Consider the following 17,694-nt stretch of genomic DNA (forward strand, 5'->3'; position numbering starts at 1 on the left):
CCTGTTGGATGTTGGGTTGACGCTAGTGCAGCGCCTAAAGGAACTCAAGATAAAGCGCGATGCGCTCTTCTTCGGACAGGGTCGCGACCTCTGCGAGTTCCTGTCGCTTGGTCATTGTCATGTTCTGAATAAGTGCCTTGGGGAAGATGCGTGCGGTTGCTGCATCGCTCTCGAAAATATCAAGCGCCTCTTGCCAAGTGGCAGGCAGTTCGGGTGTATCCAGCGCATAGGCGTTGCCTGCTACAGGCGCAGGCGGCGTCATCTGGTGCTTGATCCCGTCGAGCGCTGCGCCAAGAACCGCCGTGAGCAGCAGATATGGGTTCACATCTCCGCCGGCCACGCGGTGCTCGATGCGGCGGGCCTTGTGATTGCCGCCGGGAACACGGATCGCGACAGTGCGGTTTTCATAGCCCCAGCAAAGTTTCGTGGGTGCGTGTGCACCGGGAACAAGGCGATCATAGCTGTTGGCGTGCGGCGCTAGGATCAGCATGGAGGCGGGCATCGCATTGAGGCAGCCTGCGATCGCATTTTGCAAAAGATCAGAGCCTTTGGAGCCACCATCATCAAAGATGTTGTTGCCGTCTTTGTCCAGAACGGAAAAGTGCATGTGCATGCCGTTGCCCGAAAACTCGGGATAGGGCTTGGCCATGAAACTCGCGGCGAAGCCGTGACGGCGCGCAAGGCCGCGCACCAGCAGCTTGAACAGCCACGCATCATCAGCCGCCTTCAGCATATCATCGACGTGCATCAGATTAATTTCGAACTGGCCCAGACCGGCCTCTGAAATGGCCGCGTCGGCAGGAATGTCCATCGCTTCGCATGCGTCATAGAGATCGGTGAAAAACTCATCGAACGCATCCAGCGCGCGCAGCCCAAGCGTTTCCGAGCCTGTGCGCCGCTTGCCATTATGGGGCGAGGGCACGGTGCGCGGCATGCGGCCGGTGTCGTCGATGAGGTAGAATTCCATCTCCGTCGCGACGACCGCCGTGAGGCCCATGTCGCTATAGCGCTCCTTGATGCGCGCAAGCGCTTGGCGCGGATCGCCGTCGAAGGGGCGACCGTCCTCGTGGAACATCCAAACGGGCAGCAGCGCGGTGGGCGTGCCAAGCCAAGGCATCGGTAGATAGCCGCGCTCGGTCGGCAAAAGCATCCCGTCCGCATCGCCGCTGTCAAATACCAGCGGGCTGTTTTCAATGTCCTCGCCCCAGATATCGAGGTTCAACACAGAAAAGGGAAAGCGGCTGCCCTCGTCATAAATTTTGCCTGCAAAACGCGTTGGGATGCGCTTGCCGCGCGCTTGCCCGTTCAGATCGCACGCAGCGACGCGAATGGAGCGGATCTCGGGATTGTCGGCGAGCCAAGTGTTCATGGCTGAAATATCCTATCGGATGATATTGGGACGCACACGAATTTTGCGGCGCTGTTCTTGGGGAAGATGCTTGTTCAGGTGGCGATTGACCAGCCCGAAAAGGGAAATGACGATCAGTGTCAAAATGATGAAATACCCAGCTAATATGGGGTAGGGCACGAAGGGATTGAAGGTCTTATCAGCGAAATAGTTGGCGTAATAGAGCGCATCGCCGCGTTGCTGCCATGCGGGAAAGCCCGAGAAGAATACCAGCGTCGTCGCGTGGAACAGAAAGATCGCCTCATTCGTGTAGGCGGGCCAGGCCAGGCGCAGCATCGTGGGCCAGATCACCCGCTTGAAACGGCTCCAGCCCGTGAGGCCATAGGCGTCCGCCGCCTCAACATCGCCCTTGGGAATGGAGCGGAGCGCGCCGTAGAAAATCTCGCCCGAGTAGGCGGCGGTGTTGCAGAACAACACGATCAACGCGCCGAGCCATGCGGCGGTGAACGGATCGAAGATCGGGCTGACGCCCTTGAGCGAGAGGAACAGAAAATAGGCAAAGAAGAACTGGATGAATAGCGGCGAGCCGCGAAACAGGAAGATGAACCATTCTGCGGGTTTGCGCAGCCACGGGCTTTTTGCGGCCTTGGCAACCGCAAGCGCGGTGGCGAAGAAAAAGCCGAAGGACAGCGCGAGAACACCGAAGTAGACGTTCCAGATCATGCCCGAGCCGATCAGTGTAAACTGCTCACACAGGGTGAAATCCTGACGCGGCAGCAAACGTTCGCCAATGCCAATAGCGCGCAGGCCATAATCACTAATGGTTTGCGCGCAGCTCACACCAGTTTCCTTTGCGCTTCGCCGCCTGTGGTGGCTTGGCCATGGGTGAGGCGCTGCATCAGCCGCTCAAGCACAACTTCGGACACTTTGGTAAAGGCGAGATAGAAGATCAGCAGGAACAAGAAGTAATACATGCGCCAATCGCCGTGCGGGTAATCAGTAAAGCGCGAGGTCTTGGTGCCGCCAAGTTCGCGCGCCCAATAGACGATATCCTCGACCCCGAGCAGGAACAAAAGCGGCGTGGCTTTGATAAGAACCATCCACAAATTGCTGAGGCCGGGCAGGGCGTATACCCACATTTGCGGCACGAGAATGCGCCAGAAACTCTGGCGGCGGGTCATGCCGTAGGCTTCGGCGGTTTCGATCTGGGCACGCGGCACGGCGCGCATGGCTCCGAAAAGTACATTTGCGGCGAAGGCACCAAACACGATTGCGAAGGTCAGGACAGCAAGGGAGAAACCATAGCTTTCATGCACCCATTGCGGCGCAGAGCCGAGGGGCATCTTTGCGGCGTCACAGACCAGAAAATCATTGCCCTGACGGATGGGTTGATCCCAATCACGGCACAGTGCCTTGTGGCGCAGGTATTCGATGCCCTGATCCAGTGCGATGATGAAAAACAGAAAGAATGCAATATCCGGAACGCCGCGCACGATGGCGACATAGCCTTTGCCGAGCCAGCGCAGCGGCGCGAAATGGGATCGTGCGGCGGAGGCTCCGAAAAAGCCGAAAGCCAGCGCAGTCGGGGCAGTAATTGCAAGCAGAAGGAGAACAGTACCGAAGGACGCATAAAAGCCCATGTGCTTGCCCGTCGTGAGATAACACGACAACCACTTTGCGCCATCTAGAGCGCTGGGGTCTGAGCAAAAACTAAAAATGGCGGGGCCTCGAGGGTCGTTAGGATTTGAGTTTAAAGGCAAGATGAAGAGGGCGGGTGAGCGCCCTCTTCGATAGTGCGGTGTGCTTTAGAAGCCTGCGCCGATTTCCCATTTCGCGATCAACGCGTTCAGGGAGCCGTCTGCTTTCATGGAGGTGATCGCCGCGTCGAACTTGGCTTTCAACTCGCCGTCGCTTTCACGCAGACCAAGGCCGATGCCACCACCGAGCGCGACGTCTTGGTCGAGCATCATCAGGCTGGCATCTTCGTTGGCGATGGGCGTGAGGAAGCTCTTGTCGGCCAAAACCGCATCGGCTTCACCGTTGCGCACGGCTGCGATTGTCTCTTCTGGCGTGGCGAATTCAACTAGCGTCGCGCCTGTGGAAGCGATGTGAGAGGCCTGAATTGTGCCGGCCTGCGCCGCAATCACGCCACCTTCCAGATCGACATCCATGCTCATGGCGACAAAAGCGGATGGGTCTGGCTGTGTGTAGTTCTGTGTGAAATCAATGACTTCATCGCGCTCTGCGGTGATGGACATGCCCGCAATGATCGTGTCGTAGTTGCCGGAGACGAGGTTGGGAATAATGCTGTCCCACTCGTTCGTGACCCACTCGCAGGTGAGTTCGGCGCGTTTGCACAGCTCGTCGCCAAGCTCGCGCTCGAAGCCGTCAACTTCGCCGGCGTCATTGAGAAAGTTGTAGGGAGGGTATGCACCCTCCGTGCCCATGCGCACGGTATCAGCCATGGCAAGGCCGGCGCTCAGTGCCAAAGCGGCTGTCGTCAAAATAAGGTTTTTCATTTGGGTCGTCTCCCTAGAGTGGTTTCGTGGTGGAAGTCGCTTACGCAGTGCTGGATAGGAACTGCTGCAAGCGGGTAGATTTAGGCGCGCCGAACAAGTCCTTCGGTGCGCCTTCTTCTTCGATGAGGCCTTGGTGCAGGAACACGACGTGATCCGAAACATCCGCGGCCAATTTCATGTCATGGGTCACGATAAGCATCGTGCGCCCCTCGCTCGCAAGGTCTTTGATAACCTTGATCACCTCTTGCTCGAGCTCTGGATCAAGCGCTGACGTCGGCTCGTCGAACAAAAGCGCTTCGGGCTCCATGCACAGCGCGCGCGCGATGGCGGCGCGTTGCTGTTGCCCGCCCGAAAGCTGCGCAGGATAGACATCGCATTTATCGCCGATGCCGACCTTTTCGAGGTAAGCGCGCGCGGATTTTTCGACCTCTGCTTTATCGCGTCCCAGCACGGTTACGGGCGCTTCCATGACGTTTTGCAAAATGGTCATATGCGCCCAAAGATTGAACTGCTGGAACACCATCGACAGGTTCGTTCGGATGCGAATGACTTGTGCGCCATCGCCGGGATGGCGGTTGTGACCCTTGCCCGCCCAAAGGACAGGTTCGCCCTTGAACAGGACATCACCTTGCTGGCTGTCCTCCAGAAGGTTGGCGCAGCGCAAAAGCGTGGACTTACCCGAGCCCGAAGAGCCGATTAGCGAAACGACGTCACCGCGCCGCGCCGCGATGGACACGCCTTTGATGACCTCCAGCTCGCCATAGGCTTTGTGCAGGCCGCGCAGTTCTATAACGGTGTCGTCTTGGCTCACGCGATTGTCTCTGGATTGTTCCCCGACGCTTATTTGTGAGGAAAACACCTGCTTTGGCAATCGCCAAAGCACAAATTCACTACGGTTTTAGGCAAGTTTACGGTGCGTAAGGCGTCAAAGTGCGCTTGCGACACGTTGGCGCGCAAGGGCGCTGTCCTTGTCGTTCACGCCCAATAGATTGGCCACGAGGCGCAAAAGCGCATCTTCCTCGTTTTCGCGCACGCCATCTGCCAGCACCACGGACCATAGCGATTCAATCACGCCAAGGCGATCCTCATAGGGCACGGCATCCTTGATCGCGCGGGTGAAACGCACGGTGTCAGGGGCCTCGATTTCCAGCTTGGCCGCATTGCCCATCAGTTTTGCTGCGCCCTCGGCGTCCAGTACGTAGCGTGTGGTAATCACGCTCTCGATCTGGCGACGCTCTTCGGGGGCGAAATCACCGTCCGCACGGGCGATGCGTATCAAAAGGGCAGTGAGGGCGAGGCGGGCATCGCCATCGTCCAGCGGATCGGGCTCGGGCTGGGTCAGCCGTTTGAGAAAGTCAGCAAACATGTGGGTGATATAGGCCGTTCATTTGGAAGTTGAAAGGTGGGCAGCGGTTTGCGCTTTGGCTTTGGCGGCGGCGCAATCCTCGGGCGCGATGCCAAGCTGGCTTTGGGTGAGCTCCATCACGTCGCTCTCGACGTCCTTCAGCGCGCCGTCGGCAAAGACCACCTGCCAGAGCGCTTCGATCATGCTGAGCCGTTCGGCGTAACTGACGCTTTTGCACAGCAAAAAGGCAAAGTCCGGCGTGTCGGGCGCGAAGGCCTCGAGGCGCTCGCACTCTGCGCGCAGCTTGGCCGCCGCGATCGGGCCGATGCCCTGATAGGCGGCGAGCACACGGTCGATCTGGCTGATTTCCTGCACCGCATATTGCTTGTCCGAAAGCGCGACGCGCACCAGAAGTGCGCCAAGCGCGTGGGGCACGTCTGCTTCGGGCAAAGGCTTGATTTCGCGCGGCGCGGGGGGCGCTTTGAACAATTTGGAAAGGCGATCAAAGACATTCATGGCGCATCATACCCCAGCACGATCGCCAAATCGCCCGCGCTGACCGCTGCGCGTATGGCCTTGGCAGATTGATAGGCGTCGCTGTCATAACAGGCGTAGGCCGCCTCGATGGTGGGGAATTCCAGCACCACGCTGCGTGGGCGCATTTCGCCCTCGCGTACCTCTTGGGGACCGCCGCGCACCAGAAATTTTGCACCATAGTCCTTGAACGGCGCGGCATTGGCGGCTTGGTAGAGTTTGTAAGTTTCCGCGTCATCGATCGTGACGTGGCCGATCCAATAGCCCTTTGGCATTGTGCCTCTCCCTATGATTTGAGCGGCAGGCTAGCCCATAAGATCGAAGCCTTCAAAGCGCAAATTATCAAGCGCGATGCCTTGTGGGTCGGTGTTGAGTAAAATGAAGCCTGCGATATCGGGCTGCATTCCCTGTCGCATAAATCCATAGCTGTCCTCGGCCAATGGACCAAGGGTGAGGGTGTCGATCTCGCTGCCGTCGCGGCGCAGGAACTGGACCGAGGCATAGCCTTGCTCGCCGCCGCGAATGTCAAAGCCGAGCGTGGGTTGATCGCGCTCGAACAAGACTGCGACAGCGCCCTCGCCAACCGCCTCGACCCGTGGATAACTGCGATTGCCGTGGCCATGCAGCACGATCGTGCCAAGCAGGTGCATCGCACCGAGGGTCTGGCCCGGGCCACCATCAAGGACGGTGAGGGGGAGCAGCGGCGTGCCGGTGATCACGTCGAAATCGCCACTTGCTTCGCGAACCTGGCCCGCGAAACGTTCGCCAAAAACGACACCATCGCGCACCAGAACTTCGTCGATGCGGCTGCCGATCCCGAGGGAGGAGGTTACATCGTTAAAATCGATCAGCCTGGTGAAACTCAGGCTGCTCTGGGGTACTTCACAGATCGTGCGCGTGCAGCTTGTTTGCGCGCCAAGCGGGGCGGTGCAGAGCAGGGCGAGAGTAAGTGCCAGAACACGCATAGGCGTATCCTAGCACAGATTGCACAAAGGCCAGAGCAAATTATACGAGGCGCGAGTGTTCCTTGGCCGCGCGCACGAAATCCTTGAACAAAGGATGGGGATTGAACGGCTTGGATTTCAATTCGGGGTGGAACTGAACGCCGATGAACCAGGGGTGATCGGTCCATTCCACGATCTCGGGCAAACGCCCGTCGGGGGACATGCCCGAAAAGCGCATACCTGCCGCTTCGAGTTTGTCCTTATAGGCGATATCCACCTCGTAGCGGTGGCGGTGGCGTTCCTCGATCGCGTTTGATCCGTAGATTTGCGCCACTTTCGAGCCGGGCTGCAATGTCGCGTCATAGGCGCCAAGGCGCATAGTGCCGCCTTTGTTATCATCGGCCGAGCGGCTGACCTTGGCGTTGCCCTGCACCCATTCCTTCAAGTGGTAGACCACTGGTTCGAAACGTTTTTTGCCCGCCTCGTGATCGAACTCTTCTGATCCGGCGCTCGAGAGGCCCGCGACGTTGCGCGCGGCTTCGATAACCGCCATCTGCATGCCAAGGCAGATGCCGAGGTAGGGAATATTGTTTTCGCGCGCGTATTGCGCCGCTTTGATCTTGCCCTCCGTGCCGCGCTCGCCAAAGCCGCCGGGCACGAGGATCGCGTGATAACCTGCAAGGTAGGGCGCGGCGTCCTCGCTATCGAAGACCTCCGCATCGACCCAAGAGACGTTGACCTTGACGCGGTTGGCCATGCCGCCGTGCATCAAGGCTTCCTTGATGGATTTATACGCATCCTCAAGCTGGGTGTATTTGCCCACGATCGCGACGTTCACTTCGCCGTCGGTGTTGTGGATGCGATCGACCACGTCGCGCCACACGCGCAGATCGGGGCGGGGTGCCGGATTGATCTCGAAGGCGTCCAGAACCGCTTGATCGAGGCCTTGTTCGTGATAGGCCAGCGGTGCCTCGTAGATGGATTTCAGATCATAGGCGGCGACGACCGATTCCTTGCGCACGTTGCAAAAGAGCGCGATTTTCTCGCGTTCTTTTTCGGGGATCGGATGTTCGGAGCGGCAGACCAGAATATCGGGGGCAAGGCCGATGCTTTGCATTTCCTTGACCGAGTGTTGTGTCGGTTTCGTCTTGAGCTCGCCCGAGGCCGCAAGATAGGGCAGCAACGTCAGGTGCATGTAAATACACTGGCCGCGCGGGCGGTCATGGCTGAACTGGCGGATCGCCTCGAAAAAAGGTAGCCCTTCGATATCGCCAACCGTGCCGCCGATTTCGCAGAGCATGAAATCCACTTCGTCCTCGCCGATGGCGATAAAGTCTTTGATTTCGTTGGTGACATGGGGAATGACTTGAATGGTCTTGCCAAGGTAATCACCGCGACGCTCTTTTTCGAGCACGGTGGTGTATATGCGCCCCGACGAAATGGAATCGGTCTTGCGCGCGGCAACGCCAGTAAACCGCTCATAGTGGCCAAGGTCGAGATCGGTCTCGGCACCATCATCGGTGATGAATACCTCGCCATGTTCGAACGGGCTCATCGTGCCGGGATCGACGTTGAGATAGGGGTCAAGTTTGCGAAGACGCACAGAAAAGCCGCGCGCCTGCAACAGCGATCCCAGCGCCGCAGAGGCGAGACCCTTGCCGAGGGAGGAGACAACACCGCCTGTAATAAAGATAAATCTGGCCATGCTCATAGCGCTCCCGTGAGGACCGTTTGCACCCAATCAGCGTGGCAAAACCGGTCAATTTCCAAGTGGTCAGCATCGCTCGAACGCCGATACTCACGGGATTTGAGCGATACAGGATTCGTGTGTGTTTAGCAAGGCAAGCGCAACATGATGTTGCGCAAGCCTCTGGGGCGTCAAAGCGTAGTGGCTTTGGCCTTAATCCGCGCGCGGCACCAGTGGTGCGTTATCATCTGCACTTGGGGGGAGCAGATCACTGCCCGTGCCCAGACCGGATGGCGCGCTTTCCTCTACGGCTGCGGGTGCATCGCCGAGACGATCCAGAACCGAAGTGCCGGCAGATTTCTGCGCTGCGATGATCGTCAGTGTGATCGAAGTGATGATAAAGCAGATCGCCAGGATCCAAGTCACCTTGCCCAAGGCTGTCGCCGCCGCACGCCCCGACATTGCGCCGCCGCCACCGCCGCCGCCCATGCCAAGCCCGCCCCCTTCGGAACGTTGCATCAAAACGACGCCGACCAAGGACAAAGCCAGAATAAGGTGAATGATCAGAACGACGTTTTCCATGGGTGCCTGCGCGCTATTGGTTCAGCGAGCTATCTAGGCAATCACGGCGCTCCGTGCAACCCGTCAATCCGCGACGGTGCTTTCAAAATAGCGCGCTTTGATCGTGACGGGGAAGTTGACCGAGCGCGCAATGAAGCAGTGCGCATGAATGCGCCCGTGGATTTCATCGGCGCAGCTCACGTCCGTTCCGGGGGCGAGGCCGATTTCAGGGCGCAACTGCGCCCGGATGAAACGCCCGGTGCCATCGGGTAGGCTTTCGCCCGTGCCAAGCGGTGTGTCCACATAGGAGTGCACGATCAACCCTGCATTTGACGCGAGGTGCAGGAACCAGAGCATATGGCACGAACTGAGCGCTGCAATCAGCATGTCCTCTGGATTATAGAGCGCGGAATCGCCCCCGAGCAGTGGATCGTTTGAGCAGGAGATGGCGGGTTTTCCCGGGCTCTCGAGGCTCCAGTCGCGCCTGTAGGCCTTATAGTGCGAGGTACCGCTGCCGAGATTCCCGCTCCAACGGATGCGCGGCTCGAAATCGTGCTCGCTACTCATCGACATCGTCCATATCCGCTTGTCCCGAGATGGCGCGGCGAATGTGCGACCAGCTCAGACCAACGCCAAGAACGAGGCTGAGAGCGATCAGCCCGAGCCACAGATTGACCGCCTGATTTTCCAGCGAAAGCCAGCCGAAATCATAGAGCACCCAGAGCAAGGCGGCGATGAGCGCGAGCACCAGCGCCATGCCGAACGGTCCGATCGAGCGCAGCGTCGCGCGCATGAAGATGATGTAGCCGATCAACAGGATCAGCCCGCTGAGCACGATTAGCGGCAGTTGATCACTATAATTCTGCACCGACCAGTGCAGCCAATTGTATTGCGTCGGATTATATGTTGCGGCGAGCAGCGCAAAGGCGATGAGCCAGCGAAGGGCAATACGGATCATAATGGCACTCCTTTGAGAGTATGTTTTGCCCAAGCCGCGCGCACTGTCCAGAGCGCGGGAGTTCATTCGCAGCGGCCCTTCGGGGAGAGTTTAAGGGCAAGGTGAAGCCGGGGCGCGCGACTTTTGGCAATGGTGCGGCGAAATAGGTGTTTCGCTTGGCGGGTCTGCGGCCTATACGGGCGCGGGTTTGACGCAATGGGAAAGGTCACTCGTATGGCAAATGTAGTAGTCGTTGGCGCACAATGGGGCGACGAAGGTAAAGGCAAGATTGTCGACTGGCTGTCCGAGCGGGCCGACGTTATCGCGCGTTTTCAGGGCGGGCATAATGCGGGTCACACGCTGGTGATCGATGGCGAGGTGTTCAAGCTCAATGCGCTGCCCTCGGGCGTCGTGCGCGGTGGCAAGCTGTCGGTGATCGGCAATGGTGTGGTGCTGGATCCTTGGCATTTGGTCAACGAGATCGCGTCCATTCAAAAGCAAGGCGTTGAAATCACGCCTGAGACTTTGATGATTGCCGAGAACACGCCGCTTATTTTACCAATCCACGGCGAGCTTGATCGCGCACGCGAAGAAGCGGCCTCCAAGGGCACGAAGATTGGCACGACAGGGCGCGGTATCGGGCCGGCCTATGAGGATAAAGTTGGTCGCCGCTCTGTGCGCGTGGCCGACCTTGGTGATCTGGCGACGCTGGAAGCGCGGGTCGATCGCGCATTGCAGCATCATGATCCCTTGCGCAAAGGCCTTGGCATCGAGCCGATTGATCGTGATGCGCTGGTGGCGCAACTGGTCGAGATTGCACCGCAAATTCTGCAATATGCAGCGCCAGTCTGGAAAGTGCTCAACGAGCGCAAGAAGCGCGGCGAGCGGATTTTGTTCGAAGGCGCGCAGGGCGCGCTGCTCGATATCGACTTTGGCACTTATCCTTTTGTGACTTCCTCGAACGTGATTGCAGGGCAGGCGGCAACAGGCGTTGGCGTCGGTCCCGGCTCGATTGATTACGTTCTTGGCATTGTCAAAGCCTACACGACGCGCGTCGGCGAGGGTCCGTTTCCAACGGAGCTTGATGACGCCGACGGTCAGCGCCTTGGCGAGCGGGGCCGCGAGTTCGGCACAGTTACGGGGCGCAAGCGCCGCTGTGGCTGGTTTGACGCCGCGCTGGTGCGCCAGACCTGCGCCACATCGGGCGTCACGGGGATTTCCCTAACCAAGCTGGACGTGCTTGACGGTTTCGAGACGCTAAAAATCTGCGTTGGCTATATGCTTGACGGGACACGCATTGATTATTTGCCCACTGCGGCGGATCACCAGACGCGCTGCACGCCGATCTACGAGGAAATGCCGGGCTGGTCAGAGAGCACGGAGGGCGCGCGTTCCTGGGCAGAGCTTCCTGCGAATGCGATCAAGTATGTGCGCCGCGTGGAAGAGTTGATTGAGTGCCCTGTCGCACTACTATCAACTTCACCGGAACGCGAGGACACGATCCTTGTCACTGACCCGTTTGAGGACTGATGGCCCTATCTTATAAAGCCCGCCGGCGCTGGGCGTTGATCATTTTATTGATCGGCATGCCGCTTTATATCATCTTCGCGATTGCGGGGGTGGCGACGTTGTTTGCCTACACGGGGCGTCCGCCGATTTGGGCGGAGTTCGCGACCTACGTGGTTCTTGGCATCATCTGGATCGTGCCGTTTAAGTCGGTATTCATGGGGATCGGCCAAGCCGACCCGGATGCGCCAAAAGGCAATGATCCCTGAGCTCATGGTTCTAAATTGAAAAAAGCGGCGGCTCCTGGCAGGGAGCCGCCGCGTTCACTCGTTACGAAACCGGGGTGTTAACCGGCCGCACGCGTGTCGGGCTTGAAACTGATCCGATCGGAAACGGTGAAACGTCCACCGCTGATCTTTTCAATCTTGCCCTGCCGCAAGAGCTGGCCGAACGAGCGCAGACCATCCTCTCGCGAAAAGTTCTCTTCCTGGACCATGCGCACTTTTGTCATGAGCTGCGGGCGGGAAAATTGTTCTTTACCTTCAACATACGCCAAGTAAGCAGCCGCTGCTTCGAGCAGATCCGGAAGCTCGGTTGCGCTCATTTCTTCAGCGAACTCCTGAAAACTTCCACCCTCGGGTGCGATGTTGCTATCAAGCGGTTGCACAGCCGCGGGGGACGGCGTTTGCCCGGCTTTGATGCGGCGCGGGCGCACAGGTTGAGGTGCCTCTGATTGCAGCGGTGCCGGAGCGGGGGTGTCCACGCGTTGCTCTGCAACCAATTTCAAAGGTGGACGCGCAAGCACGGGCGCGCTTTCGTTCGGGGTTAACCTGCGAACAGGTCGGCGCGGCTGCACAGCGCTTTCCAGATCGTTCCGGTAGCTTTCGGTTTCATCGACTTGCTCGGCATTGCCGCCTGACCCCTTGTCGGCGCGCGCGGCTGCGACGGCGGCGCGCAGATGTCCCAGCGCGTTGCGTCGTTTCTTGCCGTCCGGCTCTTCCAGCTCGGACGTGGCTTGATCCATCAAACGATCGACCTCGACGTCGGGGGTGAGCGCAAGATCGTCAGAGCCGCGCGTTGCTGCGGGCGTCTCTGGCACGTTTTGCTCCAGTACTGGCTCCAAGTCTTGCGCAGGCGCGGGCACCGGTTCCGAAGCTGAAAGGCCTGCAAGTTCTGCCTCCACTGCGGCCAATTCACGTGCGAGTTCGTCCTCTTCGCTGTCCGAGAGCGAGCTGTCGATCGCGGGCTTTGACGCGATTGGTGCGGCCGTGACCGACGGGGCTTCGGCCTGTGCGCTGTCGTCTACGTCATCGTCTTCCTCGATGTCGCCGCTTGCGATGGCTGCTTCAAACTCTTCGCGCTTCATTTTGATCACGCGGGCGCGAATGGGGGCTGTTGGGGCTGTTGCGGTTGTTGGTACGACCTCAGCGACAGCTTCGGTTGGTGCTGGCTCGATCTGAGGTTCTGTCTGCTTGGCAAGGCGGGATATAACGCCAGAAATCGCGTCCTCGGTCTGCGTTAGAGATTTGGCGGTATTTTGCGCCTCGGAGACAGGCTCGAAATCAGGCTCGATCAGGTCTTCGAGATCGGTATCATCATCGCGCCCTTGCATGATTTCGTCTGCATGTTCGTCCTCGGAATAAGCTGGTGCCGTTGGGGTTTTGCCGGGCTGACCCACAACTGCGCGAATGCGTGCAAGCTTTGCCGCGACAGAATCGTTGTTGTCCTCCAGCTCTGCTTTTGCGGCATTCTCGCGTGCGGCAGCTTGCGCCGCCTGCTGTGTGCGGCGCGCATCCTCCTGTGCCTGCTCAAGTTCTTCTTGGGCAAGGCGTGCGGCCTCTTCATCGGCGCGAGCCTTCGCGTCGGCTTGGGCCTCCAAAGCTGCGGCTTGGTTAAGCTCCGCCTGTTTGGCGGCGTCCTTTTCAGCCTGCGCGCGCGCGGCTTTCGCCTCGGCTTCTTGTGCGGCTTCTGCCTCTGCTTGCGCCTTTTGTTGTGCGATACGGGCGTGGCGCTCTGCTTTGGCCTGCGCGCGCGCTGCGGCTTCATGTGCGATGCGCTCTTCTTCGAGGCGGGCTTGCTCTGCTTCGGATGTGTCCAAATCAGCCTCTAGTGGGCCGGGGTTATTTTCTAGCGGCCCCTTTGGCTTGGCGATTGCGCCGCTGACGGGCAATTGCGTGCGCAATACGATGTTGCCGCCATCGCTGTGGGCCTCGACGCGGCGGGAAACTTCACGCTCTGCGATGCGCGCCAGCATTTCCGCGTCAGGTGTCGGGGGCTCTGCGCCAAAATACCGGTCGTCGGCGGCCAAGTCGCGAAAATACTCCGCAATGGCTTTCATCGTATCGAACGAATCGTCAAACCCCTCCAAAGTGCAGGAGAATGTGCCGTAGGATACGGTGAGAACTTTGCTCGTATTTACCATGATCTACTCGCTTTACTTTGTTACAAGTCTGACAATAACCGACCAGTGCTGACCAAAGCGGCCCGAATCTATGACTGGGAGCGTATCATTTCGTGTTCTAAATGTGATCTGTTTCCCAAAAGAGGAACAATTCTGGGCTATGGATAAAATTGTTCGCAAATTTGAACCTATTACTCTGGTTGGGGGCGCTCCGCTGCCCGAGGGAGCTTTGGCGCGCGCTATTGTTCATGCTCCGGACATCGTTGCGGCAGATGGCGGTGCAGCTCCGATCCTGCGCCAAGGGCTGATGCCGCAGGCGGTAATCGGAGATATGGATTCACTTTCTGGCAAATTAAAGGCAACCTTGCCCGCGTCGGTGATTTACGAGGTTGCTGAACAAGACAGTACAGACTTTGAGAAATGCTTAATGCGCATCGAAGCTCCGCTGATTGCAGGGCTCGGGTTTCTGGGTGGTCGCCTTGATCACCAACTTGCAGTGTTTCACGGATTGATGCGCTTTGCCGGACAGCGCTGTCTATTGCTGGGGGAAAACGAAACGGTCTTTTTATGTCCCGCGCGTCTTGAGTTGCCGCTGGACGCTGGGACACCGGTTTCGCTGTTTCCGCTGGCACCGGTGCGCGGCGCGATGCGGGGGCTGAAATGGTCCTTTGATGCGCTGGATTTTGCCCCTGGTCACAGGATCGGCACGTCTAACGAGGCTTCCGGGCCAGTTTCGCTAACGATGAACGCGCCTGCGATGCTGTGTATCTTGCCTGCGCATTGTTTCGAAATTGCTTTCAAGGCACTGCGGGAGCAACCCGGCTCATGGCCCGCTCGCGCATAACGATATAAAGGCCTGCGCCAATCGTGATGGCGATCCCTACGGAGGCCAATGTGTCGGGCAATTCCGAGAAGATCAGATAGCCGACGATCGTGGCAAAGGGTATTTCCAGGTATTGCATCGGGGCGACGGTCGCGGAGGGGGCAAAGCGCAGGGACCAGGTCATCAACAGATGGGCAAAAGTACCGAGCGCACCGATGCCAACCAACATTACCGTTTCGCGAAGGTCCGGCATTATGATTTCGAAGGCGGCGATGTTGCTGCCACCAAGCAGCAGCAAAGCAGGCAATACGATCACAACGGCCATCACGCCGTTGACGGCTTGCAGGCTGATCGGATCAATTTCCTTGGCGATTTGCCGCGTGACGAGCATGAACAGGGAAAAGACGATCGCGACCACGAGGGGAAGCAGTGCGGGCCACCCAACGGTTTCGAACGCAGGTTGGATGACCAGCAGTGTGCCGATAAATCCGACACCGCAGGCGATGATCCTGCGCGCTCCGATCTCTTCATCCAGCACGTAGTGCCCAAGTATCAGCATCAAGAACGGCATTACAAAAGCGATTGCGACCGCATCGGCCAAGGGAAGGTATTGCAGCGCTGTGAACATCGCGCCGATCCCGATCATATGCAGCGCGGTGCGCAGCCATGCGAGGCGCATTACGCGCTTGGACATTTGCCAAGATCGCCGCCCGAGCAAGATTACGGGCCACAGCAGAAGGGCTTGCATGCCAAATCGCACAAGCAGCAATATCCCCATCGGCACCGTCTGCCCGATAACTTTTGCCAGCGCGTCCCCCAAGGGGGCGAGAATGCAAAAGCCGAGCATCAGAAGAATGCCGAGAAGGGGGCGATCGGGCGTCATGTTGAAACGTTAACAGCGGTTTTGTGGATTGCAATCCTTGAGTGTGGCGACGGCTAAAAAAACGCCCTCTAGGTGATCTGACGTCTTTGGGCTAACGCAAAACGGTAAACAAAATATGAGCGCGCTAGCAATTCGGGATATTTACTGCCAACCCCCCGAGCGAGGTTTCTTTGTATTTCTCGCTCATATCCACGCCTGTTTGGCGCATGGTTTCGATGCAGGCATCCAGCGGTACGAGGTGCGTGCCATCGCCGCGTAGCGCAAGCGATGCCGCGCTAACGGCTTTGATCGCGCCCAGCCCGTTGCGCTCGATACAAGGGACTTGAACCAGCCCTTTGACCGGATCGCAGGTCATGCCCAAGTGATGTTCCAGCGCGATTTCGGCGGCGTTCTCGACCTGCTCCGGCGTGCCACCCAGAACAGCGCAGAGCCCGGCGGCGGCCATGGCGGCGGCGCTGCCGACTTCAGCTTGGCAGCCTGCTTCCGCGCCCGAAATTGATGCGTTGAATTTGACGAGGCCGCCAATTGCGGCAGCGGTGAGCAGGAATTCTTCGACCTTGGTCTCCGACGCGCCCGGAACGTGATCTAGATAGTAGCGGATGGTCGCAGGCACCACGCCTGCTGCGCCGTTGGTGGGGGCTGTCACGACTTGACCGCCCGCCGCGTTCTCCTCGTTCACGGCCATGGCGTAAACGCTCATCCAGTCGTTGATGGTGTGCGGCGCGTTCAGGTTCATACCGCGCTCGGCCAGCAGCGCATCATGGATGCCCTTGGCGCGGCGGCGCACGTTAAGGCCGCCCGGCAAGATACCATCATGGGTGAGCCCCTTGTCGATGCAATCGTTCATCACCTGCCACAGACGCGCGGTGCCTGATTTCAAGCTCTCGGTGCAGCCACGCGAGATTTCATTGGCGCGCTTCATCTCGGCAATGCTTTTGCCCGCGATATTCGCCATCTCCAGCATTTCAGCGGCGGATTTGAACGGGTAGGGGACCGGCGCGCCCTCGTCCGTGTCCTTGCCTGCGCTGAGTTCCGCTTCGGTCATGACGAAACCGCCACCGATGGAGTAATATGTCTCTTGCAAGATCACATCGCCCTGCGCGTCTGTGCCCATCAGGATCATCCCGTTGGCATGGCCGGGCAGGTTGGGGCCGAAATCGAATTTCAGATCGTTCTTGGGATCGAAAGCCAATGTACCAAGCCCGTCTGGCGACACGGTTTTGTTTTTGATGATTTGCGCCATCGCCGCTTCTGCCCTGGCATGATCATAGGTGTCGGGGAGGAACCCTGCGAGGCCGAGTACTGTGGCGCGATCCGTCGCATGGCCCACGCCGGTAAAGGCGAGCGAGCCGTGCAGGGATGCACGCACCCCGCCAAATTCGAAGGGCGAGGCGCGCATGGCATCAAGAAAGCGTGCCGCGGCCACCATCGGCCCCATCGTGTGCGAGGACGAAGGCCCGATGCCGACTTTGAACATATCGAAAACAGAGAGAAACATCAGGTGGCACTTCCTATTGGGGGATTGGGCAGGTTGGGATTTGAAAAAAGCGTCGCGCCAAGGCCTTCTGCGCTTTGCACGATTTGAACGGCGGGCAGCGTCTCTAGTCTTTGCGCAAGGGCGATAAGGTTCGGGTATTCTTGCGCTGCGACCCAGTCCTTGGTGAAGTCGCGTGGATAAAGCTGTGCCCAGCGAAAACAGGTGCAGGCATAAAGATCAAGCAGGCTCGCACCAGGGCCGCCAAGGCAGGGCGTTTCGGCGTTGGCGATCAAAGTATCTATCTGCGCGAAGTCGCTGCGGATGCGCTGGGCGAGGCCCCTGCGCAGCGCGCTTGCATGCTCGGGTGCGATGAATTTGGCGGGATAGAACATCTGGCGCAGACCCGCATGCACCGAATTTGACATAAAGAAGAGCCATTTAAGCGCATCGCTGCGAGACGGCTCGCCGCACGCTGGAAACAATGCGCCATGCTTGTCGGCAAGCGAGAGCAATATCGCGCCGGTCTCGAAAATCACGCCGTCTTCGGTTTCGAGTGCGGGGATCATGCCCAGCGGGTTAAGTGCGAGATACTGCGCGCTTTGTTGTGCCTGCACCGAGCGATCGACAAGCTGCGCGCGGTAGGGTGCGCCGATCAGCTCTAGCGCGATGCGCACGATCAAGGACGCATTGTCGGGGGCGTAGTGAAGGGTGTAAATCTGGCTCATCTGC

General features: G+C 58.8%; 20 protein-coding genes. 3 read left to right on the forward strand and 17 right to left on the reverse strand.

Annotation, left to right across the window (positions count from 1 at the left end):
- Positions 1 to 34: 34 nt before the first annotated feature.
- The 13 genes from B9P63_RS03005 to B9P63_RS03065 all read right to left on the reverse strand — a co-directional run bounded on the left by B9P63_RS03005 (position 35) and on the right by B9P63_RS03065 (position 9,893).
- Positions 35 to 1,369 carry a glutamine synthetase family protein gene (locus B9P63_RS03005; RefSeq protein ID WP_085307090.1) on the reverse strand — a complete coding sequence of 445 codons (1,335 nt, stop codon included), beginning with the start codon at positions 1,367 to 1,369 and terminating at the stop codon, positions 35 to 37.
- 12 nt (positions 1,370 to 1,381) lie between these two features.
- Positions 1,382 to 2,188: an ABC transporter permease gene (locus B9P63_RS03010; RefSeq protein WP_085307091.1), complete on the reverse strand. Its 807-nt coding sequence runs from the start codon at positions 2,186 to 2,188 to the stop codon at positions 1,382 to 1,384.
- Complete coding sequence (locus B9P63_RS03015) at positions 2,185 to 3,066, reverse strand: ABC transporter permease (RefSeq protein WP_176219094.1); 882 nt, start codon at positions 3,064 to 3,066, stop codon at positions 2,185 to 2,187. Before B9P63_RS03015 ends, B9P63_RS03010 begins: the two co-directional genes overlap by 4 nt.
- Positions 3,067 to 3,153: 87 nt before the next feature.
- On the reverse strand, positions 3,154 to 3,867 hold the full coding sequence (locus B9P63_RS03020) for a transporter substrate-binding domain-containing protein (protein ID WP_085307093.1): 714 nt from the start codon (positions 3,865 to 3,867) through the stop codon (positions 3,154 to 3,156).
- A gap of 40 nt (positions 3,868 to 3,907) precedes the next feature.
- Positions 3,908 to 4,678 carry an ABC transporter ATP-binding protein gene (locus B9P63_RS03025; protein ID WP_085307094.1) on the reverse strand — a complete coding sequence of 257 codons (771 nt, stop codon included), beginning with the start codon at positions 4,676 to 4,678 and terminating at the stop codon, positions 3,908 to 3,910.
- Positions 4,679 to 4,792: 114 nt separating this feature from the next.
- On the reverse strand, positions 4,793 to 5,233 hold the full coding sequence (locus B9P63_RS03030) for a tellurite resistance TerB family protein (protein WP_085307095.1): 441 nt from the start codon (positions 5,231 to 5,233) through the stop codon (positions 4,793 to 4,795).
- Positions 5,234 to 5,251: 18 nt separating this feature from the next.
- Positions 5,252 to 5,728, reverse strand: a complete 477-nt coding sequence (locus B9P63_RS03035; RefSeq protein WP_085307096.1) for a tellurite resistance TerB family protein — start codon at positions 5,726 to 5,728, stop codon at positions 5,252 to 5,254.
- A complete protein-coding gene (locus tag B9P63_RS03040; protein WP_085307097.1) occupies positions 5,725 to 6,021 on the reverse strand; it encodes a DUF1330 domain-containing protein in 297 nt (98 codons plus the stop codon). The genes B9P63_RS03035 and B9P63_RS03040 overlap by 4 nt, the downstream gene beginning before the upstream one ends.
- 30 nt (positions 6,022 to 6,051) lie before the next feature.
- Positions 6,052 to 6,711 carry a hypothetical protein gene (locus tag B9P63_RS03045; RefSeq protein WP_085307098.1) on the reverse strand — a complete coding sequence of 220 codons (660 nt, stop codon included), beginning with the start codon at positions 6,709 to 6,711 and terminating at the stop codon, positions 6,052 to 6,054.
- Positions 6,712 to 6,751: 40 nt separating this feature from the next.
- Positions 6,752 to 8,395, reverse strand: coding sequence for a CTP synthase (locus B9P63_RS03050; RefSeq protein ID WP_085307099.1), 1,644 nt, complete (start codon positions 8,393 to 8,395; stop codon positions 6,752 to 6,754).
- Positions 8,396 to 8,590: 195 nt separating this feature from the next.
- Positions 8,591 to 8,959, reverse strand: a complete 369-nt coding sequence (secG, locus tag B9P63_RS03055) for a preprotein translocase subunit SecG (RefSeq protein ID WP_085307100.1) — start codon at positions 8,957 to 8,959, stop codon at positions 8,591 to 8,593.
- Between the two features lie 63 nt (positions 8,960 to 9,022).
- Positions 9,023 to 9,505, reverse strand: a complete 483-nt coding sequence (locus B9P63_RS03060) for an OsmC family protein (protein ID WP_085307204.1) — start codon at positions 9,503 to 9,505, stop codon at positions 9,023 to 9,025.
- Positions 9,498 to 9,893 (reverse strand): DUF6524 family protein, encoded by a 396-nt coding sequence (locus B9P63_RS03065; RefSeq protein ID WP_425439730.1) that lies wholly within the window; start codon positions 9,891 to 9,893, stop codon positions 9,498 to 9,500. Before B9P63_RS03065 ends, B9P63_RS03060 begins: the two co-directional genes overlap by 8 nt.
- Before the next feature lie 216 nt (positions 9,894 to 10,109).
- On the opposite strand from B9P63_RS03065, the gene B9P63_RS03070 reads away from it, so the two are divergent.
- Positions 10,110 to 11,405 carry an adenylosuccinate synthase gene (locus B9P63_RS03070; protein WP_085307101.1) on the forward strand — a complete coding sequence of 432 codons (1,296 nt, stop codon included), beginning with the start codon at positions 10,110 to 10,112 and terminating at the stop codon, positions 11,403 to 11,405.
- Entirely contained in the window at positions 11,405 to 11,650 is a 246-nt protein-coding gene (locus B9P63_RS03075) for a DUF2842 domain-containing protein (RefSeq protein ID WP_085307102.1), read from the forward strand. Before B9P63_RS03070 ends, B9P63_RS03075 begins: the two co-directional genes overlap by 1 nt.
- Positions 11,651 to 11,727: 77 nt before the next feature.
- On the opposite strand, the gene B9P63_RS03080 is transcribed toward B9P63_RS03075, so the two are convergent.
- The gene (locus B9P63_RS03080; protein ID WP_085307103.1) at positions 11,728 to 13,803 is read right to left on the reverse strand and encodes a hypothetical protein; all 2,076 of its coding nucleotides are present in this window, start codon (positions 13,801 to 13,803) and stop codon (positions 11,728 to 11,730) included.
- 139 nt (positions 13,804 to 13,942) lie between these two features.
- Between B9P63_RS03080 and B9P63_RS03085 the strand changes: the two genes are divergently transcribed.
- The gene (locus B9P63_RS03085; protein ID WP_085307104.1) at positions 13,943 to 14,626 is read left to right on the forward strand and encodes a thiamine diphosphokinase; all 684 of its coding nucleotides are present in this window, start codon (positions 13,943 to 13,945) and stop codon (positions 14,624 to 14,626) included.
- Here B9P63_RS03085 and B9P63_RS03090 read toward each other — a convergent pair.
- The 3 genes from B9P63_RS03090 to B9P63_RS03100 all read right to left on the reverse strand — a co-directional run bounded on the left by B9P63_RS03090 (position 14,580) and on the right by B9P63_RS03100 (position 17,690).
- On the reverse strand, positions 14,580 to 15,488 hold the full coding sequence (locus B9P63_RS03090; protein WP_085307105.1) for a DMT family transporter: 909 nt from the start codon (positions 15,486 to 15,488) through the stop codon (positions 14,580 to 14,582). The two genes, B9P63_RS03085 and B9P63_RS03090, sit on opposite strands and share 47 nt — an antisense overlap.
- Positions 15,489 to 15,612: 124 nt before the next feature.
- The gene (locus tag B9P63_RS03095) at positions 15,613 to 16,986 is read right to left on the reverse strand and encodes an L-serine ammonia-lyase (protein ID WP_085307106.1); all 1,374 of its coding nucleotides are present in this window, start codon (positions 16,984 to 16,986) and stop codon (positions 15,613 to 15,615) included.
- Positions 16,986 to 17,690 carry a glutathione S-transferase family protein gene (locus B9P63_RS03100; RefSeq protein ID WP_085307107.1) on the reverse strand — a complete coding sequence of 235 codons (705 nt, stop codon included), beginning with the start codon at positions 17,688 to 17,690 and terminating at the stop codon, positions 16,986 to 16,988. The genes B9P63_RS03095 and B9P63_RS03100 overlap by 1 nt, the downstream gene beginning before the upstream one ends.
- Positions 17,691 to 17,694 lie beyond the last annotated feature (4 nt).

Origin of the sequence: Planktotalea arctica, assembly GCF_002105285.1 — a bacterium.
Classification (GTDB): domain Bacteria; phylum Pseudomonadota; class Alphaproteobacteria; order Rhodobacterales; family Rhodobacteraceae; genus Planktotalea; species Planktotalea arctica.